This is a genomic window from Chryseobacterium shigense (assembly GCF_900156575.1).
GTDB classification, from domain to species: domain Bacteria; phylum Bacteroidota; class Bacteroidia; order Flavobacteriales; family Weeksellaceae; genus Chryseobacterium; species Chryseobacterium shigense.
The window spans coordinates 372,767-388,877 of the sequence record NZ_FTNY01000001.1; the positions used below are offsets into that span (position 1 = coordinate 372,767).

Genomic DNA, 16,111 nt, shown 5'->3' on the forward strand with positions numbered 1-16,111 from the left:
AATGCTGAAAATTTTCTCCCTCCTGCGAAAAGGCCTTAAAAAGTCTTTTGACAATATCCGCAACGAACAGCTGAAGAATAACCTTCTTCAGGCGATTCCTTTCTGGATAGGATCTGTAATCACCGGATTTTTTGCAGTGATGTATGCCAAGATATTTGCTTGGGGCGAACATCTGTTGAATTTCATGATGAACTGGCACGCCTGGACGATTTTCATTATTGCTCCCATCGGTTTTGTCCTTTCCTGGTGGCTGGTAAAAGAATTCGCTCCATACGCTAAAGGAAGCGGGATCCCACAGGTGATGGCTGCAGTAGAGCTTGCCAACCCTAAAGAACACACAAAAATCAGGAATCTTTTAAGTTTAAAGATCATTGTGTTTAAGATCCTTTCATCAGTTGTTCTGGTCATCGGAGGCGGAGCTGTGGGACGGGAGGGGCCCACCATTCAGATTGCAGGCTCTGTTTTCAGAAAAGTCAATGAATATCTTCCCCACTGGTGGCCGAAAATCTCTAAGAAAAATATGATTATGACAGGGGCAGCAGCAGGACTTGCAGCGGCATTTAACACCCCTTTGGGTGGAATTGTTTTTGCGGTGGAAGAACTTTCTAAAACGCATATCAATTATTTCAAAACGGCCTTGTTTACGGCGGTAATCATTGCAGGTTTAACGGCCCAGACTTTAGCAGGATCTTATCTCTATTTAGGATATCCGAAAACAAATGATGTTTCATTAATGGTGATGTTTCCTATTATTCTTGTAGCAGGAACGGCTGGAATTCTGGCCAGCCAGCTTTCTGTCATGATGCTCAAAATGAGTGACTGGAAAAAAAGAAAACTTAAAACCGACAGAGCCAATATTGTTTTTCTCGTGATCTGCGCACTGTTCATCGCGTCCATCGCCTACTTTATCAATAGGGAAATCCTTGGGTCCGGAAAGGAAATTATGGAACGGGTGCTTTTTACAAAAGATAAGCATGAAGAATGGTATGTCCCGGTTTTAAGAATGCTGGGCCCTGCCCTTTCTTTCACATCCGGTGGTGCAGGCGGAATATTTGCTCCTGCGCTGACGGCGGGTGCGAGTATCGGATCTGTGATTTCCGGAGCGATTCATTTAACCTCCAACGAAACCAATGTTGTCATTCTTGCCGGAATGGTAGCCTTTCTTACCGGGATTACAAGAGCTCCTTTTACATCGGCGATTATTGTACTGGAAATGACGGACAGACATTCATTGATCTTTCATCTGATGCTGGCAGGAATGGTCTCTTCTATAGCCTCTATTCTCGTGAGCAGACATTCTTTATATGATGTGATCAAGGTGAATTTTCTGGCGGAGATCAGGGAGAAGGAGTAGATTTGGGATATGTGCTGCTGGTTGCTGGTTGCTGGTTGCTGGTTGCTTATTGGTAGCAAAAAGGTTGATATAACAATTGTACTATATCCATTATTTTGATTAAATGCTTCGAACTAATATCTCCCCACTCTTACAGCTTAAAATTCACCATTAGTATCTCTAACTTCAATTTCAGCCTTAACCTTTAAGTCTAGTATCTGAAATCTAATGTCTGATGTCTGATGTCTGATGTCTGAAATCTGATCCCGAAAATCCACCCACAAATATCCACCCAAGTATTGCATATTCCAAATATATTTTCTAATTTTGCACCTCGAAATAATTAACAAATTCATTTAACATTATGAACAATTACGAAACTGTTTTCATTTTAACTCCCGTTCTATCTGATGCTCAGGTAGAGGAAGCAGTGAAAAAATTTGAAGATCTTTTAAAAGAAAAGAACTGTGAAATCGTTGCCAAAGAAAGCTGGGGACTTAAAAAATTAGCTTATCCAATTCAATTGAAAAAGAATGGATTCTACACTTTAATCGAGTTTAAAGGTGAAGGTACTGTAGTTGCTGACCTAGAATTAGCATTCAAACGTGACGAGAGAGTAATTCGTTACCTGACTACAAAACTTGACAAGCATGCTGTTGAGTACGCTGTAACTAGAAGAAGTAAAATCAAAGCGGCTAGAGCTTAATTATTAACCCTATTTTTTAAAAAAGACAAGACATGGCAATAGACGAAATGGCTAAACAAGCCTCTGCTGGAGGAGAATCAGAAGTAAAATTCCTTACTCCACTTGATATCAATACAAAATCTGAAAAGAAATATTGTAGATTCAAAAAATACGGAATTAAGCACGTTGATTACAAAGATGCTGATTTCTTATTACAGTTTGTAAACGAGCAAGGTAAGATCTTACCAAGAAGATACACTGGAACTTCTTTAAAATACCAAAGAAAAGTTTCTGCTGCAATCAAAAGAGCAAGACACCTTTCTTTACTACCTTACGTAGCTGACTTATTGAAATAAGACAAAAAATAAATAAGAGAAGAGGGCAACCTCTTCTTTTGTTGCTGAATAAATAATTTTAATTCTAACGATTTTTAGAGAAAAGACAGAAGATCAAAAGATAAAAGATGTAATGTCTTGGTTCTTGCCTCTTTAGTCTTGGTTCTAAAACTAAAAACGGACAACAACAATGGATATCATCCTAAAAAAAGACGTAGAAAACTTAGGACTTGAGTTTGATACAGTAAGCGTAAAGCCTGGTTATGCTAGAAACTTCTTACTTCCTCAGGGAATTGCACTTTTAGCAACTCCTAAAAACAAAGCAGCTCTTGAAGCTACTTTAGAAGCTAGAAAAGAAGAAGAAGCTAAACTAATCGCTACCGCTAACGGTGTAGTAGATCAGTTGAAGAAAACTTCTATCACAATTCCTGCAAAAGTAGGTTCTGGTGACAAGCTATTCGGATCTATCAACAATTCTGACCTATCTGCTGCTCTTGCTAAAGCTGGAGTTTCTGTAGAGAAGAAATACATCAAAATCCCAGGGAACACAATCAAGAGAACTGGTAAAGTGACTGCAAACATCAGACTACACAGAAATGTTGAGTACAACTTCGAATTTGACGTTGTATCTGACGCTCCGGTAGAAGCTCCTAAACCAGCTGCTCCTAAAGCTAAAGTAGTAGAAGAAACTCCTTCTGAAGAAGCTTAATATCTTCTCAAATATATAAACCACTTCATTTTTGAAGTGGTTTTTTGTTTTTAATCCTTTTGTGAAGCTTCATCCCGCTATCCACTCATACTCCTCACGCCAGCACTTGGCAACTCCAAAATCCCTCCCACGCCCCACTTCAAGTTGCGGGGTAACCGTTCCTATCGGGGCTAAGGTGACAGCCTTAAATACAAATAACAGTCAACCCATTTTCAAGAAACTTTCATGAATGATGAAGATAAAGACTCACATCTGGACTCTGACGCTCCCGAAGCCGCTAATAAGCCTCCACCCTTTTCTGAGTGAAACGCCATTGCGAACGAAAAATATTTTCCAATTATTATAAGAAAATCCTAGTGAACCTTGCGTTAAAAAAAACTTCAAAATCAATGATCGCCTCTCAGCTTCTGCTGATATTCCGTTGGTGACACTCCGATAACCTTCTTGAAAATATTACTGAAAGAAGACAGACTGTTATACCCCACCATCATCGCAATCTCATACATATTGTACTTTCCTTCCAGCATGAGTTCTAAAGAACGGGTAATCCTCAAGGCACGCAGAAAACGCACGTAATTCATCCCCAAAATCTCTTTAAACTTCCTGGAAAGGGTTCTGGTACTCATCCCGAATTCTTTCGCCGTAGATTCAATGGTAAGAGGCTTTTCAAGGTTGGCATGAATATACTTGGCAATCTTCAGCAGTGTCTCATCTTTTGGAAATGGATGCTGAACCGGAAAGGCCAGCTTTTTATCTCTTTTCTCAGGAAGAATTCCTTTTAAAGCTTTGAGGAAATAATATTTTGGAACATCATTTTTTGTGATTTTCCCATCCCAATCTTTTGTATATAAAATCATCTCTCTCAGGAGATGGCTCACGGAATAAATATTAATTTCATCAAAAAAGCCATTCTCATTTTCTTCTTTTTTAAAGTAAAAATTATAAAGATCAACTTTTGGACTGGTTGAAAAAATATAATGAGGGATTCCTGCCGGGATCCACATAAAACATCTGGCAGGAAGATACCAGTGTTTGAGGTCGGTAAAAACATGCACGATTCCTCCCTCTGCATACACCAGCTGGGCAGAACTGTGATGATGAATCTCTGTAGTAACGTCTCCTGCGAGCACATGATAGACATAAAATTCTGCATCATCTTCCTCTACTGCTTTAAAATGGCTGTCATTCATTAATGAAAGGTAAGAAGAAAATTTCACATTGGCGTAAATGAGCAAATCTTTTTCTGTTTTCACAAATCAGGTCCGATGCTCTCCACCGTAACTTTGCAGCATCAAAATCACTTTATCAAAAATCCTTTAAATAAATTATGAATATGATATTTAACGCATGCCGATATCAGTGCATGTCGTTGTGCTTACTGCTGGCAGGTAGTTTTTTACAGTCACAAATGATCGATTACCAGCGTCTAAGTCTTCAACAGGCGATAGAAACCGGTTTAAAAAATAACAAAAACATTCAGATAAGCCATTTAAAACAGGAAATGTCTGTCACCAGAGAAAAAGACCTGGCAATGGAGAAACTCCCGGATATTGAGTTCCATACCAGCTACAACCAGGTAACGAATCTTTTCCAGCATCAAAACGGTTTTTTCAATAAGGCCACCAAGTATGACATCATCAACGGGATGTATGATTTTACCCTCTCTGCGTCTATTCCGGTATACATGGGTGGAAAAATTAAAAACACAGAGAAAAAAGCATCCATTGATACTGAAATCTCGGCATTGAAAACCCATCGCGATGAAAGGCAACTTAAAATGGAAATTATTACAGCTTTTCTTCAGATCCATCATCTCAAAGAACAACTTAGTCTTATCAATAATAAAATGAAGGAAGATTCGATCAATATCAAACAGGTCAAATCTTTAAAAGCTAATGGGGTTGTCACAGTCAATGAAGTATTGAGAACCTCTTTACAGCTATCAAATCATACCATGAGCTGGACAGAACTGGATAATGACATCCAGATTGCGGAACATAAGCTTAAAACGATTCTTTCTCTTCCGGAAAACCAGGAAATGCATGTGGATACCGAAGATCTTATCTCCGACAGAGCAGAGATTCCCTACATCAATGAACTGACCGAAACAGCTTTACATAAGAATGAGTCGGTAGAAATGACCCATAAGAACCTATCATTAAAGGTACTGGATCAGAAGATCATTAAAGCAAATTATTTACCTAAGATCACCGCAGGTGGCGAATATTTTATAAAATACCCGAATATGATGTTTTTTCCTCCTGAGCCTTATGCCTACCGTTTGGGAATGCTGGGGGTGAATCTTACCTATCCTATCGAAAATCTGTATAAAAATAAGTACAAAATGCAGGAAGCCAGAGAGAATATTGATCTGGCAAAACTTCAGATTGAGGAGAACGACGAGAATGTAAGGCATAACGTTTATGAAGCATACAAAAAGTTTGAAGAGACCGATCAGAAAGTAAAAATCGCAGAGGAAGCCATAGGCCAGGCCAAAGAAAACTACCGAATTGTAAAAACAAAATACGCGAACAAGCTCAGTCTGATCACCGAACTCATCGATGCAGACAATGCTTATCTGGAGGCCGAGTCCAATCTGATCTCCGTAAAAATTAACCGACAATTAAAATATTACCAACTCCAGTACACGATTGGCAACTTATAAAAACTATGGCAAAGAAACAACTGACACAAAAGGAAAAAAGAATCAACAAAACAATCACGCTCCTGGCCTGGATTCTCATCATCAGCGGAATTACGGGAATGGTAAGCTTTTATCTTTTTTCAAGAAAAAATGTCACCACCAATGATGCTCAGATCGAACAGTACATCACCCCTGTTTCCAGCAAAGTTTCAGGGTTTATTAAAACCATACGGTTTGACGAAAACCAGTTTGTGCGCAAAGGAGACACGTTGATTATTATAGACAACAGGGAATTCGTTAATCAGGTTAGAATGGCGGAGGCAGGGCTTCATGCCAATGCGGAGAACATCACCACCATAGAAAGTGGAGTGAATACAAAAGAAAGTGACTCAAAAATCATCGATGCCAAAATAGCTTCAGCAAAAATTGATATCTGGAGAACGGAACAGGATTTTAAAAGGTACAAAAATTTAGTTTCCGAAGATGCGGCAACGGAACAGCAGTTTGAAAACGTAAAAGCTTCGTATGAGCAGGCAAAAGCCAATCTTTTAGCTTTAGAACAACAGAAAAAAGCAGTAAAAGCAGGGGCCAGCGAGCAACAGACCAAAGTTGCTCCCGTAAAAAGCCAGATTCAGCAGAGCTCTGCAAACCTGAACAACGCTCAACTTTTCCTTTCCTATACCGTGATTACAGCGCCTTATGACGGATGGGTCGGAAAGAAAACAATCCAGGAGGGACAGCTGATCAAAGAAGGCCAGGCTCTGTTACAAATCGTAAGCAAAGAAAAATGGATCATAGCTAACTACAAAGAAACACAGCTGGGACAGATCGATCCGAATAAGGAAGTAACGATCACTGCCGATGCGTACCCTGACCTTGAATTTAAAGGAAAAGTGGTTTCCGTATCGCCTGCGTCCGGTTCACAGTTTTCCCTTGTAAAACCAGACAATGCAACAGGAAACTTTGTCAAGATTGAGCAAAGATTTCCCGTAAAAATTATCCTTAATAATAATCAAAATAATGAGAAACTTCTTTCCGGAATGAATGTTCTGGTAAGTGCCAAGAAAATATAGTGATTTTGTGTTGAGTGTTAGAGAATGTGAGGGTGTGTGAATTATTAAAACCGGATGGCAGTCATGCAGAAGAATACTTTAATGAGGATCACACCAGCACATTTTTAAAAGAATACATGATCCTATTCAATACATAGCCAGATTAGATATTTTTTAGCGGAAAGGCAGAACTGCAGTGACAGGCTTCTGATGATTCATGAGCATTTGTCATTTACCTTTTACTTTTTTTACAACCTGCTCTTTTGTCTTTTCGCTTTTTATTTTTCACAAAAAAGATCCGCAAGCTTATTTATACATTAACCAATCACCAAATTATTACATCAATACATCCTCATGCAACATAACACCGTGTATCATCAATGGGTTCCCCAATGGCTGAAGCTGCCTCTTTTGGTACTCGCCTTATTCCCCCATCTGATGCTCTTATCTATTTTACATTCCAACAGTGCTTTTACGTCTTCTTTTATGGATGTAGACTCAGATGACATTCAGTATTTAATGATTTTGATGTACGGAACATTTGTAGTCACCCTTTTGGTTTTGCAGCGATTTATGGCCTATTTCAGTGTGAAATATTATATCCTGCTCATGTCTTCTATTTCGGTCATTATTCTTTATGTACTATCGGTCACCAATAATTATCAGGTTATCCTGGTGATAAGATTTCTGGAAGGAATTTTCGGATTGATGGAAGGAGCTATCTTTCTTCCGCTCATCATTGCCGAACTAAAAACAAAACACGCCAAGGTTATCGCCTATCTTTTTATGTATACTATTATGCTGACGGGAGGAACGGTGACGACTTCTTTACTGAAATCCAGCATCGAGAATTATAACTTTCAGCATATGATTCTGATGATGGTGTATTTCCACATCTTTGTCCTGATCATTGGTATCGCTCTTTTCAATACCAATAGATTTTTTCCTAAAATGCCGCTTTATCAGCTGGATATTACCAGTTGGTTTCTGTTATGGGCCTGTCTGCAGTCCGGAGGATACGCTATTATTTATGGCAAAAGACTGATGTGGTTTGAATCTGACACGATTATCCTGTGTCTTTTTATATGTATGCTTTCAGGAGGATTATTTATGCTTAAACAAAGGAATTCCAAAAGACCGATCTTTCATTTTGAAGTTTTCAGTTCAAAGAATGTCATTGCAGGAATGATTCTGTTTTTTATTTTTTATCTGATCCGTTCCGGGCTGAATAATGTGTACAGCATTATGGCTACGGTCTGGAAATGGCCGTGGGACTATATTGTCAATATTCAATACTGGAATGTAGCAGGAACTTTACTGGGGGTGATTTTATCAGGAATATGCCTGATGAGGGGCGTTTCCTCAAGAATTGTTTTCTTTACCGGATTCCTGCTGTTAGCCGTGGATTGTGCATGGTTTACTTATACTTTTTATCCTGACACTACCCTTTCTACAATCTGCCCGCCTCTGTTTTTGCAGGGAATTGCCCAGGGATTATTGTTTACCCCTTTGGTTTTCTTTTTAATTTCAGGAATGCCGGAGCAGTATGTGGCTAATGCAACAGCTTTAGGAACTACCACCCGTTTCTGGACCACCGCGATTGGATATGCTTTAATGCAGAATCTGATGCTCTTTTTAACGTTAAAACATTCTGATACGCTAAGTTTTAATCTAACGGATACCAATCCTGTTTTCTACGGCCAGTGGAACCAGCTGTTTGGCGCCAATCTGTCCAAACTCCCTGTCAATGAGTCTTTATCTATGACTGCCGGAGCATTTAAAGCCAAAATAGCAGCGCAATCTATCCTTCTTTCCAATATGGAAATTTTTACCGGACTTTTCTGGCTGGCTTTGGTTACTGCATTCGCTTTATTGCTTTATCATCCTGTAAAAATTGCGGTGAGAAACATTATGTAATTTTTAGGCCGAAAATTTGCTATAATTCAGGAAATTTGATTTTATGGAAATTCAGGAAATCGTATCGAATCAGAACGCCTTTTTCAAAACCCAGCAAACGAAGAGCCTCAAGTTCAGAAAAATGTACCTTGAAAAACTTCGGGATGTCGTTATCAAAAATGAAGATCTTTTGTATGAGGCCATCTATCAGGATTTTGGCAAGTCGAAGTTTGATACTTTTACCACAGAACTATCCTTTGTTCTGAATGACATTGATTATTACCTGAAGAATGTAAACTCACTCTCAAAGCCCAAAAGGGTAAGAACCAATCTGTCCAATCAAATCGGAAAAAGCAGCATCCATCCTGAACCTTTGGGCTGCGTGCTGGTTATTGGTGCCTGGAATTATCCTTACCAATTATCGCTTTCGCCTATGGTTGCCGCCTTAGCTGCGGGAAACTGTTGTATTTTAAAACCTAGTGAAATAGCCGAAAATACAATGAAAGTTATGGCAAAACTCATCAACGACAACTTTCCCTCTGAATATTTATATGTTTATGAAGGCGGAATTGACGAAACCACAGCACTTTTAAAACTGAAATTTGACAAAATATTTTTTACAGGAAGTACAAAAGTAGGAAAGATTGTCTATAAAGCTGCAGCAGAGCATTTAACACCTGTTGTTCTTGAATTGGGTGGAAAATCTCCTGCCATCGTCACCAAAGATGCCGACCTTGAAGTGGCAGCCAAAAGAATTGTGTGGGGCAAATTTCTCAATGCCGGACAAACCTGTGTAGCTCCTGATTATCTCCTTGTAGAAGAATCCATCCATGAACAGTTTCTGGAAATGCTGAGGAAGTATATCGTAGAGTTTCAATATGGACCTGATGCAGAACAGTACACAAGAATTATCAATCGCAGAAATTTCGATCGTCTGGTAAAACTTATCGATAAAGACAAGCTTTATTATGGAGGAAATTCAGAGGAAAAAAAATTATATATAGAACCTACCCTTCTCAATATGATCAACTGGGAAGATGAAGTGATGCAGGAAGAGATTTTCGGACCTATACTGCCTGTGATTAGCTTTACAAACTTTAATCTGGCTCTAAAAACCATTTTAGACCTGGAAAAACCACTTGCTGCTTATCTCTTCACCCGAAATTCCGAGGAAAAAGAGACCTTTACCGCTAAACTTTCGTTTGGTGGAGGATGTATCAATGATGTGATCATGCATTTAGGTAATGAAAGACTGCCTTTTGGAGGTGTTGGAAACTCGGGGATCGGAAATTACCATGGAAAATTTGGTTTCGATGCTTTTTCTCATCAGAAATCTGTTCTTGAAAAAGCAACCTGGGGTGAGCCTAGTATTAAATATCCTCCCTATACTGAAAAGAAATTAAGCTGGATCAGGAAGCTCTTGTAAATAAAAAACCGGGAATATATCCCGGTTTTAACTTTTATGATTTAGGCGCCCATTCATTAAAGAATTCCTGTACCTTTTCTTTACTGTACCCTTTTCCCTCTTCAAGCACTGAACTGTCTTTAAGAACATGAACTACTTTGCCGTTTTTATCTAAAACAATGAAAAACGGATAACCGAGCTTTTCTTTGATATCTACATATTGGCTAAAAACCTTCTCATTTTTATTCTCAGGTGAATAATTCAGGTGGTAATACAAATAGTTTTTATCCACTGTTTCTTTTAATTCCGGAGTATTCTGTACAAAATTATTAAAACGGAGACACCAGATACACCAGTTTCCACCAGCCTGAATGATAATATTCTTACCTTCTTTTTTAGCCTGGCCTACCAGCTTTTTAATATCAGCGGCTGCATTAGCTTTAGGATTGTATGGTTTGGGAAGCTTAGCCTTTTCTTCACCAGCTTTTTTCTTTGCATCCAGTTCTGCATGATCCGTTTTTACCAGAAGCGCGTTATCCTGCTTTCTTTCTGCCGGCTGATTTTTGGTTTCCTGTGAAAATGCAAATACACTTAATCCCAGAAAGGCTATGATCGACAATTTTTTCATAACATAAAAATAAAAAAAATAATACTTATTACAAGCAAAAATAGAACCATAATTTTATTATCGCTAAATTTGCATGTTTTATGAATTTCTTAATCAAAATATTATATTTAATTTCTAAACTTCCGCTTAAAGTATTGTATATTTTTTCGGACGTTATGTTCTTTCTAAATTATTATTTGGTAGGATATAGAAAAAAAGTGATCACTCAAAATTTACGAAAATCTTTTCCTGAAAAGTCAGAAAAAGAAATTGCCGTGATAAGAAAGAAATTTTACGAAAATTTCTCAGATTATCTGGTAGAAACCATCAAATCTTTCAGTATTTCCGAAACGGAATCCCGAGTGAGAATGCAGCACATCAATCAGGAAGTGTTTCATGAAGCTAAAGCGGAGGGCAAAAATATTATTATGCTTGCCGGACATGTCTTTAACTGGGAATGGATCAATGCTCTGGCAAAAATTATCCCGCAGAAACACTGCCATCCGGTCTACAGAAAGGTAAACAGCGATTTCTGGGAAAACCAGATGAAGAAGGTCAGAAACAAATTTGGAAATGAAGCGCTGGAGGCCAATGAAGTGATCATGAATATTTTCAGATCTAAAAATGATGGTGAATCTGCCTATATGTTTGTAGCTGACCAAACACCGCATGTTGCCCACGTGAACTACGGACTGGAATTTTTACATCAGAAAACCCCGGCTTTTATAGGCTATGATAAACTAGCCACCAGAATGGACCTTGCCTTTATTTATTGTGAGATGAAAAAGGTAAAACGCGGCTATTACCAGGTCAATTACCATAGAATCTACCCTGACGGTGAAAAGTTTACAGAGCATGAGGTGGTGAGAAAATTCCACAAACTTCTTGAAAATACACTGCACAAGCATCCTGATAACTATTTATGGTCACACAGAAAATGGAAATACCAGGATTCCATTAAAACGTTTGATGCTGAAAAAATATAATTGTGATGCCTGAAAATTTAGCAGTTGTCATTTTAAACTGGAACGGTAAGAACTGGCTTGAAAAATTTCTTCCAGATGTAGTCCGTTTTTCTCAGAATGCTGACATTTATGTCATTGATAATCTTTCAAATGATGATTCTATAGATTTTATAGAGCATCAATTTCCTACCGTAAAAATCATCAGAAATGATAAAAACTATGGTTTTGCAGGAGGATACAATGAGGGTTTAAAAGAAATAAAGAACGAATATTACTGTCTTCTCAATTCTGATGTGGAAGTCACAGAAAACTGGATCAATCCTGTTATGGATCTTTTTGAAAAAGATGCTTCCATCGCAGCTATTCAGCCTAAAGTTTTAGCGTTTAATAATAAAAAGTCCTTTGAATTTGCGGGTGCTGCCGGTGGTATGATCGATAATCTGGGCTACCCTTATTGCCGCGGCCGTATTTTTGACAGTCTTGAGGAAGATCACGGACAGTATGATGATGAAACAGAAATTTTCTGGGCTTCGGGTTGTTGCTTTTTTATCCGTTCAAGGGATTTCTGGGCACAAAACGGCTTTGATGAGAGATTTTTTGCCCATCAGGAAGAGATTGATCTTTGCTGGAGACTGATTAACTCAGGGAAGAAAATTTTCTACACCGGAAAATCCAAGATCTATCATGTAGGCGGAGGAACGTTGAATAAGCAGAGTGCTCAGAAGACTTATCTCAATATGCGAAACAATCTTTCGATGATGGTGAAAAATCTTCCTTTTCCTCAACTGATTGCGGTCATCACATCAAGGCTTGTTTTAGATGGATTTGCGGGCATTTATTTCGGAATTAAAAATGGTTTTGCTCATTTTTGGGCCGTTTTAAAAGCACATTTTGCCTTTTATGGTCAGCTTCCGGTAACCTGGAAACTTCGTCAAAAAAATCAGAAAAATGATTTCTATCAATCGAAATGGCTTATTTTTAAACATTTTTTAGGAGGAAAGTAGTTTCGGAATGGATAGGAATTCTTTTTTTATGAAGAATCAAAATTCTGATTTCATGACAACATATTCTAACGCTGCTTGTCAGATATCCTATATTTTGGCTTGGTCAAGATTTGGAATTGTTTAGCACGACAGAATCATTTGATTTCAGAAAAAATTTATATCTTACACTTTAATAATTTTTAGCACCAGCCTGCATATTAAACTTCAAATCATTGATTCGGGTTTATTATAAGGTCCTATCAGGTACTTATCATTCATAATTTTAAACTCATCACTCATTAAAATGGATTTTTGCGCAATAGATTTTGAAACAGCCACTCACGAAAAAAATTCAGCGTGTGAAATGGGTATTTGTGTTGTGCAGGATTCCAAAATCATTGAGACCAGAACCTGGCTTATCAAACCTCCGAGCTTTCCTTATTTCAGCAGATTCAACATTGATGTTCATGGGATAAAGCCTGAGGATGTAAAAGATGCACCTACCTTTGATGAGATCTGGTATGAAGCTGAAGAAATGATGTACGGATCGCTAATGATTGCCCATAATGCAAGTTTTGACGCAGGTGTTTTAAGGGGCTGCTTTGAGCATTACGGGATGTTTACGCCAAAGCTGAATTACCTCTGCAGCATTCAGCTGGCCAAAAAATCATGGAACTATCTTCCTAAGTATGGTTTGAAACATCTGGCAGAACATCATCAGATCAGTCTGAATCATCATCGTGCAGGTGATGATGCTGAAGCTTGTGCCAAAATAGCCCTGTTGGCTTTTGAAAAGCTAATCATCACTCAAAACGACGAAATACATGACTCTTTTCTAAATAAATACATAAAAAAACTATAACCGGAACATGAAAAAAATTTTACTTCCAGGTGCTTTTATAGTCAGCTCTTTATTTTGTGCACAAAGCTCAGAACTTACCGGTACGACCTGGAATTTAAAAAAAGTAATCCGCAATAACGTCACTTATACTCTTCCTCAGAATGGTGAGATGGGAACCCCTACTTTGAAATTCACTCCTACTCCGGGATCGTCGGGATCATCCTTCAATATGAGCAGTCCTATCTGTGGAAGCAGTGTTTGGGCTATGCTGTATCAGGCGGACATTCATACAGGTAATTTTACATTCTGGACTTATGGGATTGGAAACAACTCAACCTGTACAACATCGGAGAACATCAATTTCTTCGGACAGTATTCTAATTATTTTGCCTTCCATTCAGAAACGCATAATTACGAAATCACTTATTCCGGAACTACCAAAAATTTAGTGCTTACCAATAATCTCGGAGATAAAGCTTTTTATGAAAGCGGATCTTTAGCAACCCATGAATCTCTATTAAATAATAATGCGGCTATAAAAGTATATCCTAATCCTGTTAAAGATAATTTCCTTGAAATAAAAGGTCTTGAACGTATTGAATGGACAAAGATTTATGATTCTGAGGGAAGACTCATTCGGCACCATTCATCTGATTCTAAAATAGACGTTTCGGGTCTTTCAACAGGAGGATATGTTCTGGAAGTCAAATCTCAGAAAGGCTTAAGCAGGCATAAATTCATCAGAGAGTAATAATATAAATTTACGATAAGTCATTTTTTTAATAAAAGGAAGCCTTATCATGAAAAGGAGGAAGCTAGTGAGATCAGAGCAACAACCGAAATTGCTTTCCTTTTTACCGATATATCAACTTCTGTAGCTTCCTTCTTCCCTTATGATTCAACCGTATTGTTTCGAGCCCTGAGTCAGGTTAATTGCTTAACACTTCAGACAGCAAATTAAACTTTGGAATATCTATTTCAAAGGTTTCCTGGGTGTTCATGTTTTTAACGAGATATTTTCCGCTCATATTTCCTACGCCGGACCGAAGCATCACATTGGAGAAATAAGCAAAATTATCGCCTGTTGGGATCTCTGGGGTCAATCCTATCACCCCATCGCCTATAATCTCAGTATATCCAAACCCTACGTCGAAGATCAGCCATTTTCTTTTAATTACTTTAATCGGAAAACTACCGTCGTTTTCTATCGTAATATTATACTTGAAGACGTAACGGTTTTCAGATGGATAACTGTTTTTACTATCATATTCAGGGATTACTGAAACTTTGATATTGGAAGTCATTTTTGAGAACATCATCTTAGTATTTTCTTAATAAATACAAAAATCTCGCCTTTTTTAAGGCGAGATCGTAAGTTATATTATAATTTTATTAAAATCTATAATCCAAGGCCTTTTCTTTCGTCACCTCCCATTAATATTTCAACAGGATTGTCGATACCTTCTTTTACCGCTACAAGGAATCCTACAGACTCTTTTCCGTCGATAATTCTGTGGTCATAAGACATTGCTACATACATCATTGGTCTGATCACCACTTGTCCGTCAACCGCTACCGGTCTCTGAATAATATTATGCATTCCTAAGATAGCAGACTGTGGCGGGTTGATGATTGGGGTAGACAACATCGATCCGAAAGTACCGCCGTTGGTAATGGTAAATGTACCTCCCGTCATTTCATCAACTGTAATTTTACCGTCTCTTACTTTGGTAGCAAGATCTTTGATGTTCGCTTCTACTCCGCTGAAAGACATGTTTTCTGCATTTCTCAATACAGGAACCATCAATCCTTTAGGGCCTGAAACTGCAATTGAAATATCGCAGAAATCATAATTGATTTTAAAATCTCCGTCAATTGATGCATTCACATCAGGATACATTTGTAATGCTCTTGTCACCGCTTTTGTAAAGAAAGACATAAATCCTAGTCCTACTCCATGCTTCTGAGCAAATTCTTCTTTATATAATTTTCTTAGTCTGAAGATTTCAGACATATCCACTTCGTTGAAAGTAGTTAACATTGCTGTTTCGTTCTTTACAGCAACCAATCTTGAAGCGATTTTTCTTCTTAGAACTGAAAGTTTAGTGGTAGTCGTTGTACGAGCACCTGTTGCAGTAGAAGGAGTTCCTCCTAAAGCAGGAACTGCAGCCAATTCTGCATCTGTTTTAGTGATTCTTCCGTCTCTTCCGCTTCCTGAAACCTGTCCAGACTGAATTCCTTTCTCGTCAAGGATTTTTTTAGCTGCAGGAGATGGAGCTCCCGTTGCATAAGTTTGTGGAGCAGATACCGGAGCAGCTGGTTTTGGAGCTTCCTGTTTAGCCGGTTCAGCAGCTTTCGGAGCCTCTTCCTGTTTTGGAGCTTCAGCAGCTGGAGCACTTCCGCCTGCAGGTTTAGCAGCATCCACATCAATTAAACAAACTACCTGACCAACCTGTACTACATCCCCCTCTTCTGCTTTTAATGTAATGATTCCGCTTTGTTCCGCTGGCAATTCAAGAGTTGCTTTATCTGAGTCTACTTCTGCGATAGGCTGATCTTTTTCTACATAATCACCATCTTTCACAAGCCAAGTTGCAATTTCAACTTCTGTAATGGATTCTCCCGGTGAAGGAACTTTCATTTCTAAAACTGACAT

16 protein-coding genes are annotated in these 16,111 nt (G+C 38.3%); 12 read left to right on the forward strand and 4 right to left on the reverse strand.

Annotated elements, in window-relative coordinates; all coding sequences use genetic code 11:
* Position 1 precedes the first annotated feature (1 nt).
* The 4 genes from BW964_RS01815 to rplI all read left to right on the forward strand — a co-directional run bounded on the left by BW964_RS01815 (position 2) and on the right by rplI (position 3,062).
* Entirely contained in the window at positions 2-1,354 is a 1,353-nt protein-coding gene (locus BW964_RS01815; RefSeq protein ID WP_076504220.1) for a chloride channel protein, read from the forward strand.
* 343 nt (positions 1,355-1,697) lie between these two features.
* Positions 1,698-2,039, forward strand: coding sequence for a 30S ribosomal protein S6 (gene rpsF / locus BW964_RS01820; RefSeq protein WP_076504221.1), 342 nt, complete (start codon positions 1,698-1,700; stop codon positions 2,037-2,039).
* 32 nt (positions 2,040-2,071) lie between these two features.
* Positions 2,072-2,374 (forward strand): 30S ribosomal protein S18, encoded by a 303-nt coding sequence (rpsR, locus tag BW964_RS01825; RefSeq protein ID WP_034706728.1) that lies wholly within the window; start codon positions 2,072-2,074, stop codon positions 2,372-2,374.
* Between the two features lie 169 nt (positions 2,375-2,543).
* Complete coding sequence (gene rplI, locus BW964_RS01830; protein WP_073336303.1) at positions 2,544-3,062, forward strand: 50S ribosomal protein L9; 519 nt, start codon at positions 2,544-2,546, stop codon at positions 3,060-3,062.
* Positions 3,063-3,448: 386 nt separating this feature from the next.
* On the opposite strand, the gene BW964_RS01835 is transcribed toward rplI, so the two are convergent.
* The gene (locus tag BW964_RS01835) at positions 3,449-4,315 is read right to left on the reverse strand and encodes a helix-turn-helix domain-containing protein (protein ID WP_228432093.1); all 867 of its coding nucleotides are present in this window, start codon (positions 4,313-4,315) and stop codon (positions 3,449-3,451) included.
* Positions 4,316-4,389: 74 nt separating this feature from the next.
* Here BW964_RS01835 and BW964_RS01840 point away from each other — a divergent pair, with 74 nt between their 5' ends.
* The 4 genes from BW964_RS01840 to BW964_RS01855 all read left to right on the forward strand — a co-directional run bounded on the left by BW964_RS01840 (position 4,390) and on the right by BW964_RS01855 (position 10,080).
* Positions 4,390-5,727 carry a TolC family protein gene (locus BW964_RS01840; RefSeq protein ID WP_228432095.1) on the forward strand — a complete coding sequence of 446 codons (1,338 nt, stop codon included), beginning with the start codon at positions 4,390-4,392 and terminating at the stop codon, positions 5,725-5,727.
* A 5-nt stretch (positions 5,728-5,732) separates the two neighbouring features.
* The gene (locus BW964_RS01845) at positions 5,733-6,779 is read left to right on the forward strand and encodes an HlyD family secretion protein (protein WP_076504224.1); all 1,047 of its coding nucleotides are present in this window, start codon (positions 5,733-5,735) and stop codon (positions 6,777-6,779) included.
* A 333-nt stretch (positions 6,780-7,112) separates the two neighbouring features.
* A complete protein-coding gene (locus BW964_RS01850; RefSeq protein ID WP_123911999.1) occupies positions 7,113-8,675 on the forward strand; it encodes an MFS transporter in 1,563 nt (520 codons plus the stop codon).
* A gap of 43 nt (positions 8,676-8,718) precedes the next feature.
* The gene (locus BW964_RS01855; RefSeq protein ID WP_076504227.1) at positions 8,719-10,080 is read left to right on the forward strand and encodes an aldehyde dehydrogenase; all 1,362 of its coding nucleotides are present in this window, start codon (positions 8,719-8,721) and stop codon (positions 10,078-10,080) included.
* 34 nt (positions 10,081-10,114) lie between these two features.
* Here BW964_RS01855 and BW964_RS01860 read toward each other — a convergent pair whose 3' ends face one another.
* Positions 10,115-10,687, reverse strand: a complete 573-nt coding sequence (locus BW964_RS01860) for a thioredoxin family protein (protein WP_076504229.1) — start codon at positions 10,685-10,687, stop codon at positions 10,115-10,117.
* 80 nt (positions 10,688-10,767) lie between these two features.
* Here BW964_RS01860 and BW964_RS01865 point away from each other — a divergent pair, with 80 nt between their 5' ends.
* From BW964_RS01865 to BW964_RS01880, 4 genes are all read left to right on the forward strand, one after another.
* Positions 10,768-11,652, forward strand: coding sequence for a lysophospholipid acyltransferase family protein (locus tag BW964_RS01865; protein WP_076504230.1), 885 nt, complete (start codon positions 10,768-10,770; stop codon positions 11,650-11,652).
* A 5-nt stretch (positions 11,653-11,657) separates the two neighbouring features.
* Positions 11,658-12,635: a glycosyltransferase family 2 protein gene (locus BW964_RS01870; protein WP_076504232.1), complete on the forward strand. Its 978-nt coding sequence runs from the start codon at positions 11,658-11,660 to the stop codon at positions 12,633-12,635.
* Positions 12,636-12,918: 283 nt separating this feature from the next.
* Positions 12,919-13,476, forward strand: a complete 558-nt coding sequence (locus BW964_RS01875; RefSeq protein ID WP_076504233.1) for a 3'-5' exonuclease — start codon at positions 12,919-12,921, stop codon at positions 13,474-13,476.
* 7 nt (positions 13,477-13,483) lie between these two features.
* The gene (locus BW964_RS01880) at positions 13,484-14,206 is read left to right on the forward strand and encodes a T9SS type A sorting domain-containing protein (RefSeq protein WP_076504235.1); all 723 of its coding nucleotides are present in this window, start codon (positions 13,484-13,486) and stop codon (positions 14,204-14,206) included.
* Between the two features lie 178 nt (positions 14,207-14,384).
* On the opposite strand, the gene apaG is transcribed toward BW964_RS01880, so the two are convergent.
* Both apaG and odhB read right to left on the reverse strand, forming a co-directional pair.
* Entirely contained in the window at positions 14,385-14,759 is a 375-nt protein-coding gene (gene apaG, locus BW964_RS01885; RefSeq protein WP_228432097.1) for a Co2+/Mg2+ efflux protein ApaG, read from the reverse strand.
* A gap of 95 nt (positions 14,760-14,854) precedes the next feature.
* Positions 14,855-16,111, reverse strand: coding sequence for a 2-oxoglutarate dehydrogenase complex dihydrolipoyllysine-residue succinyltransferase (gene odhB / locus BW964_RS01890; RefSeq protein ID WP_076504238.1), 1,257 nt, complete (start codon positions 16,109-16,111; stop codon positions 14,855-14,857).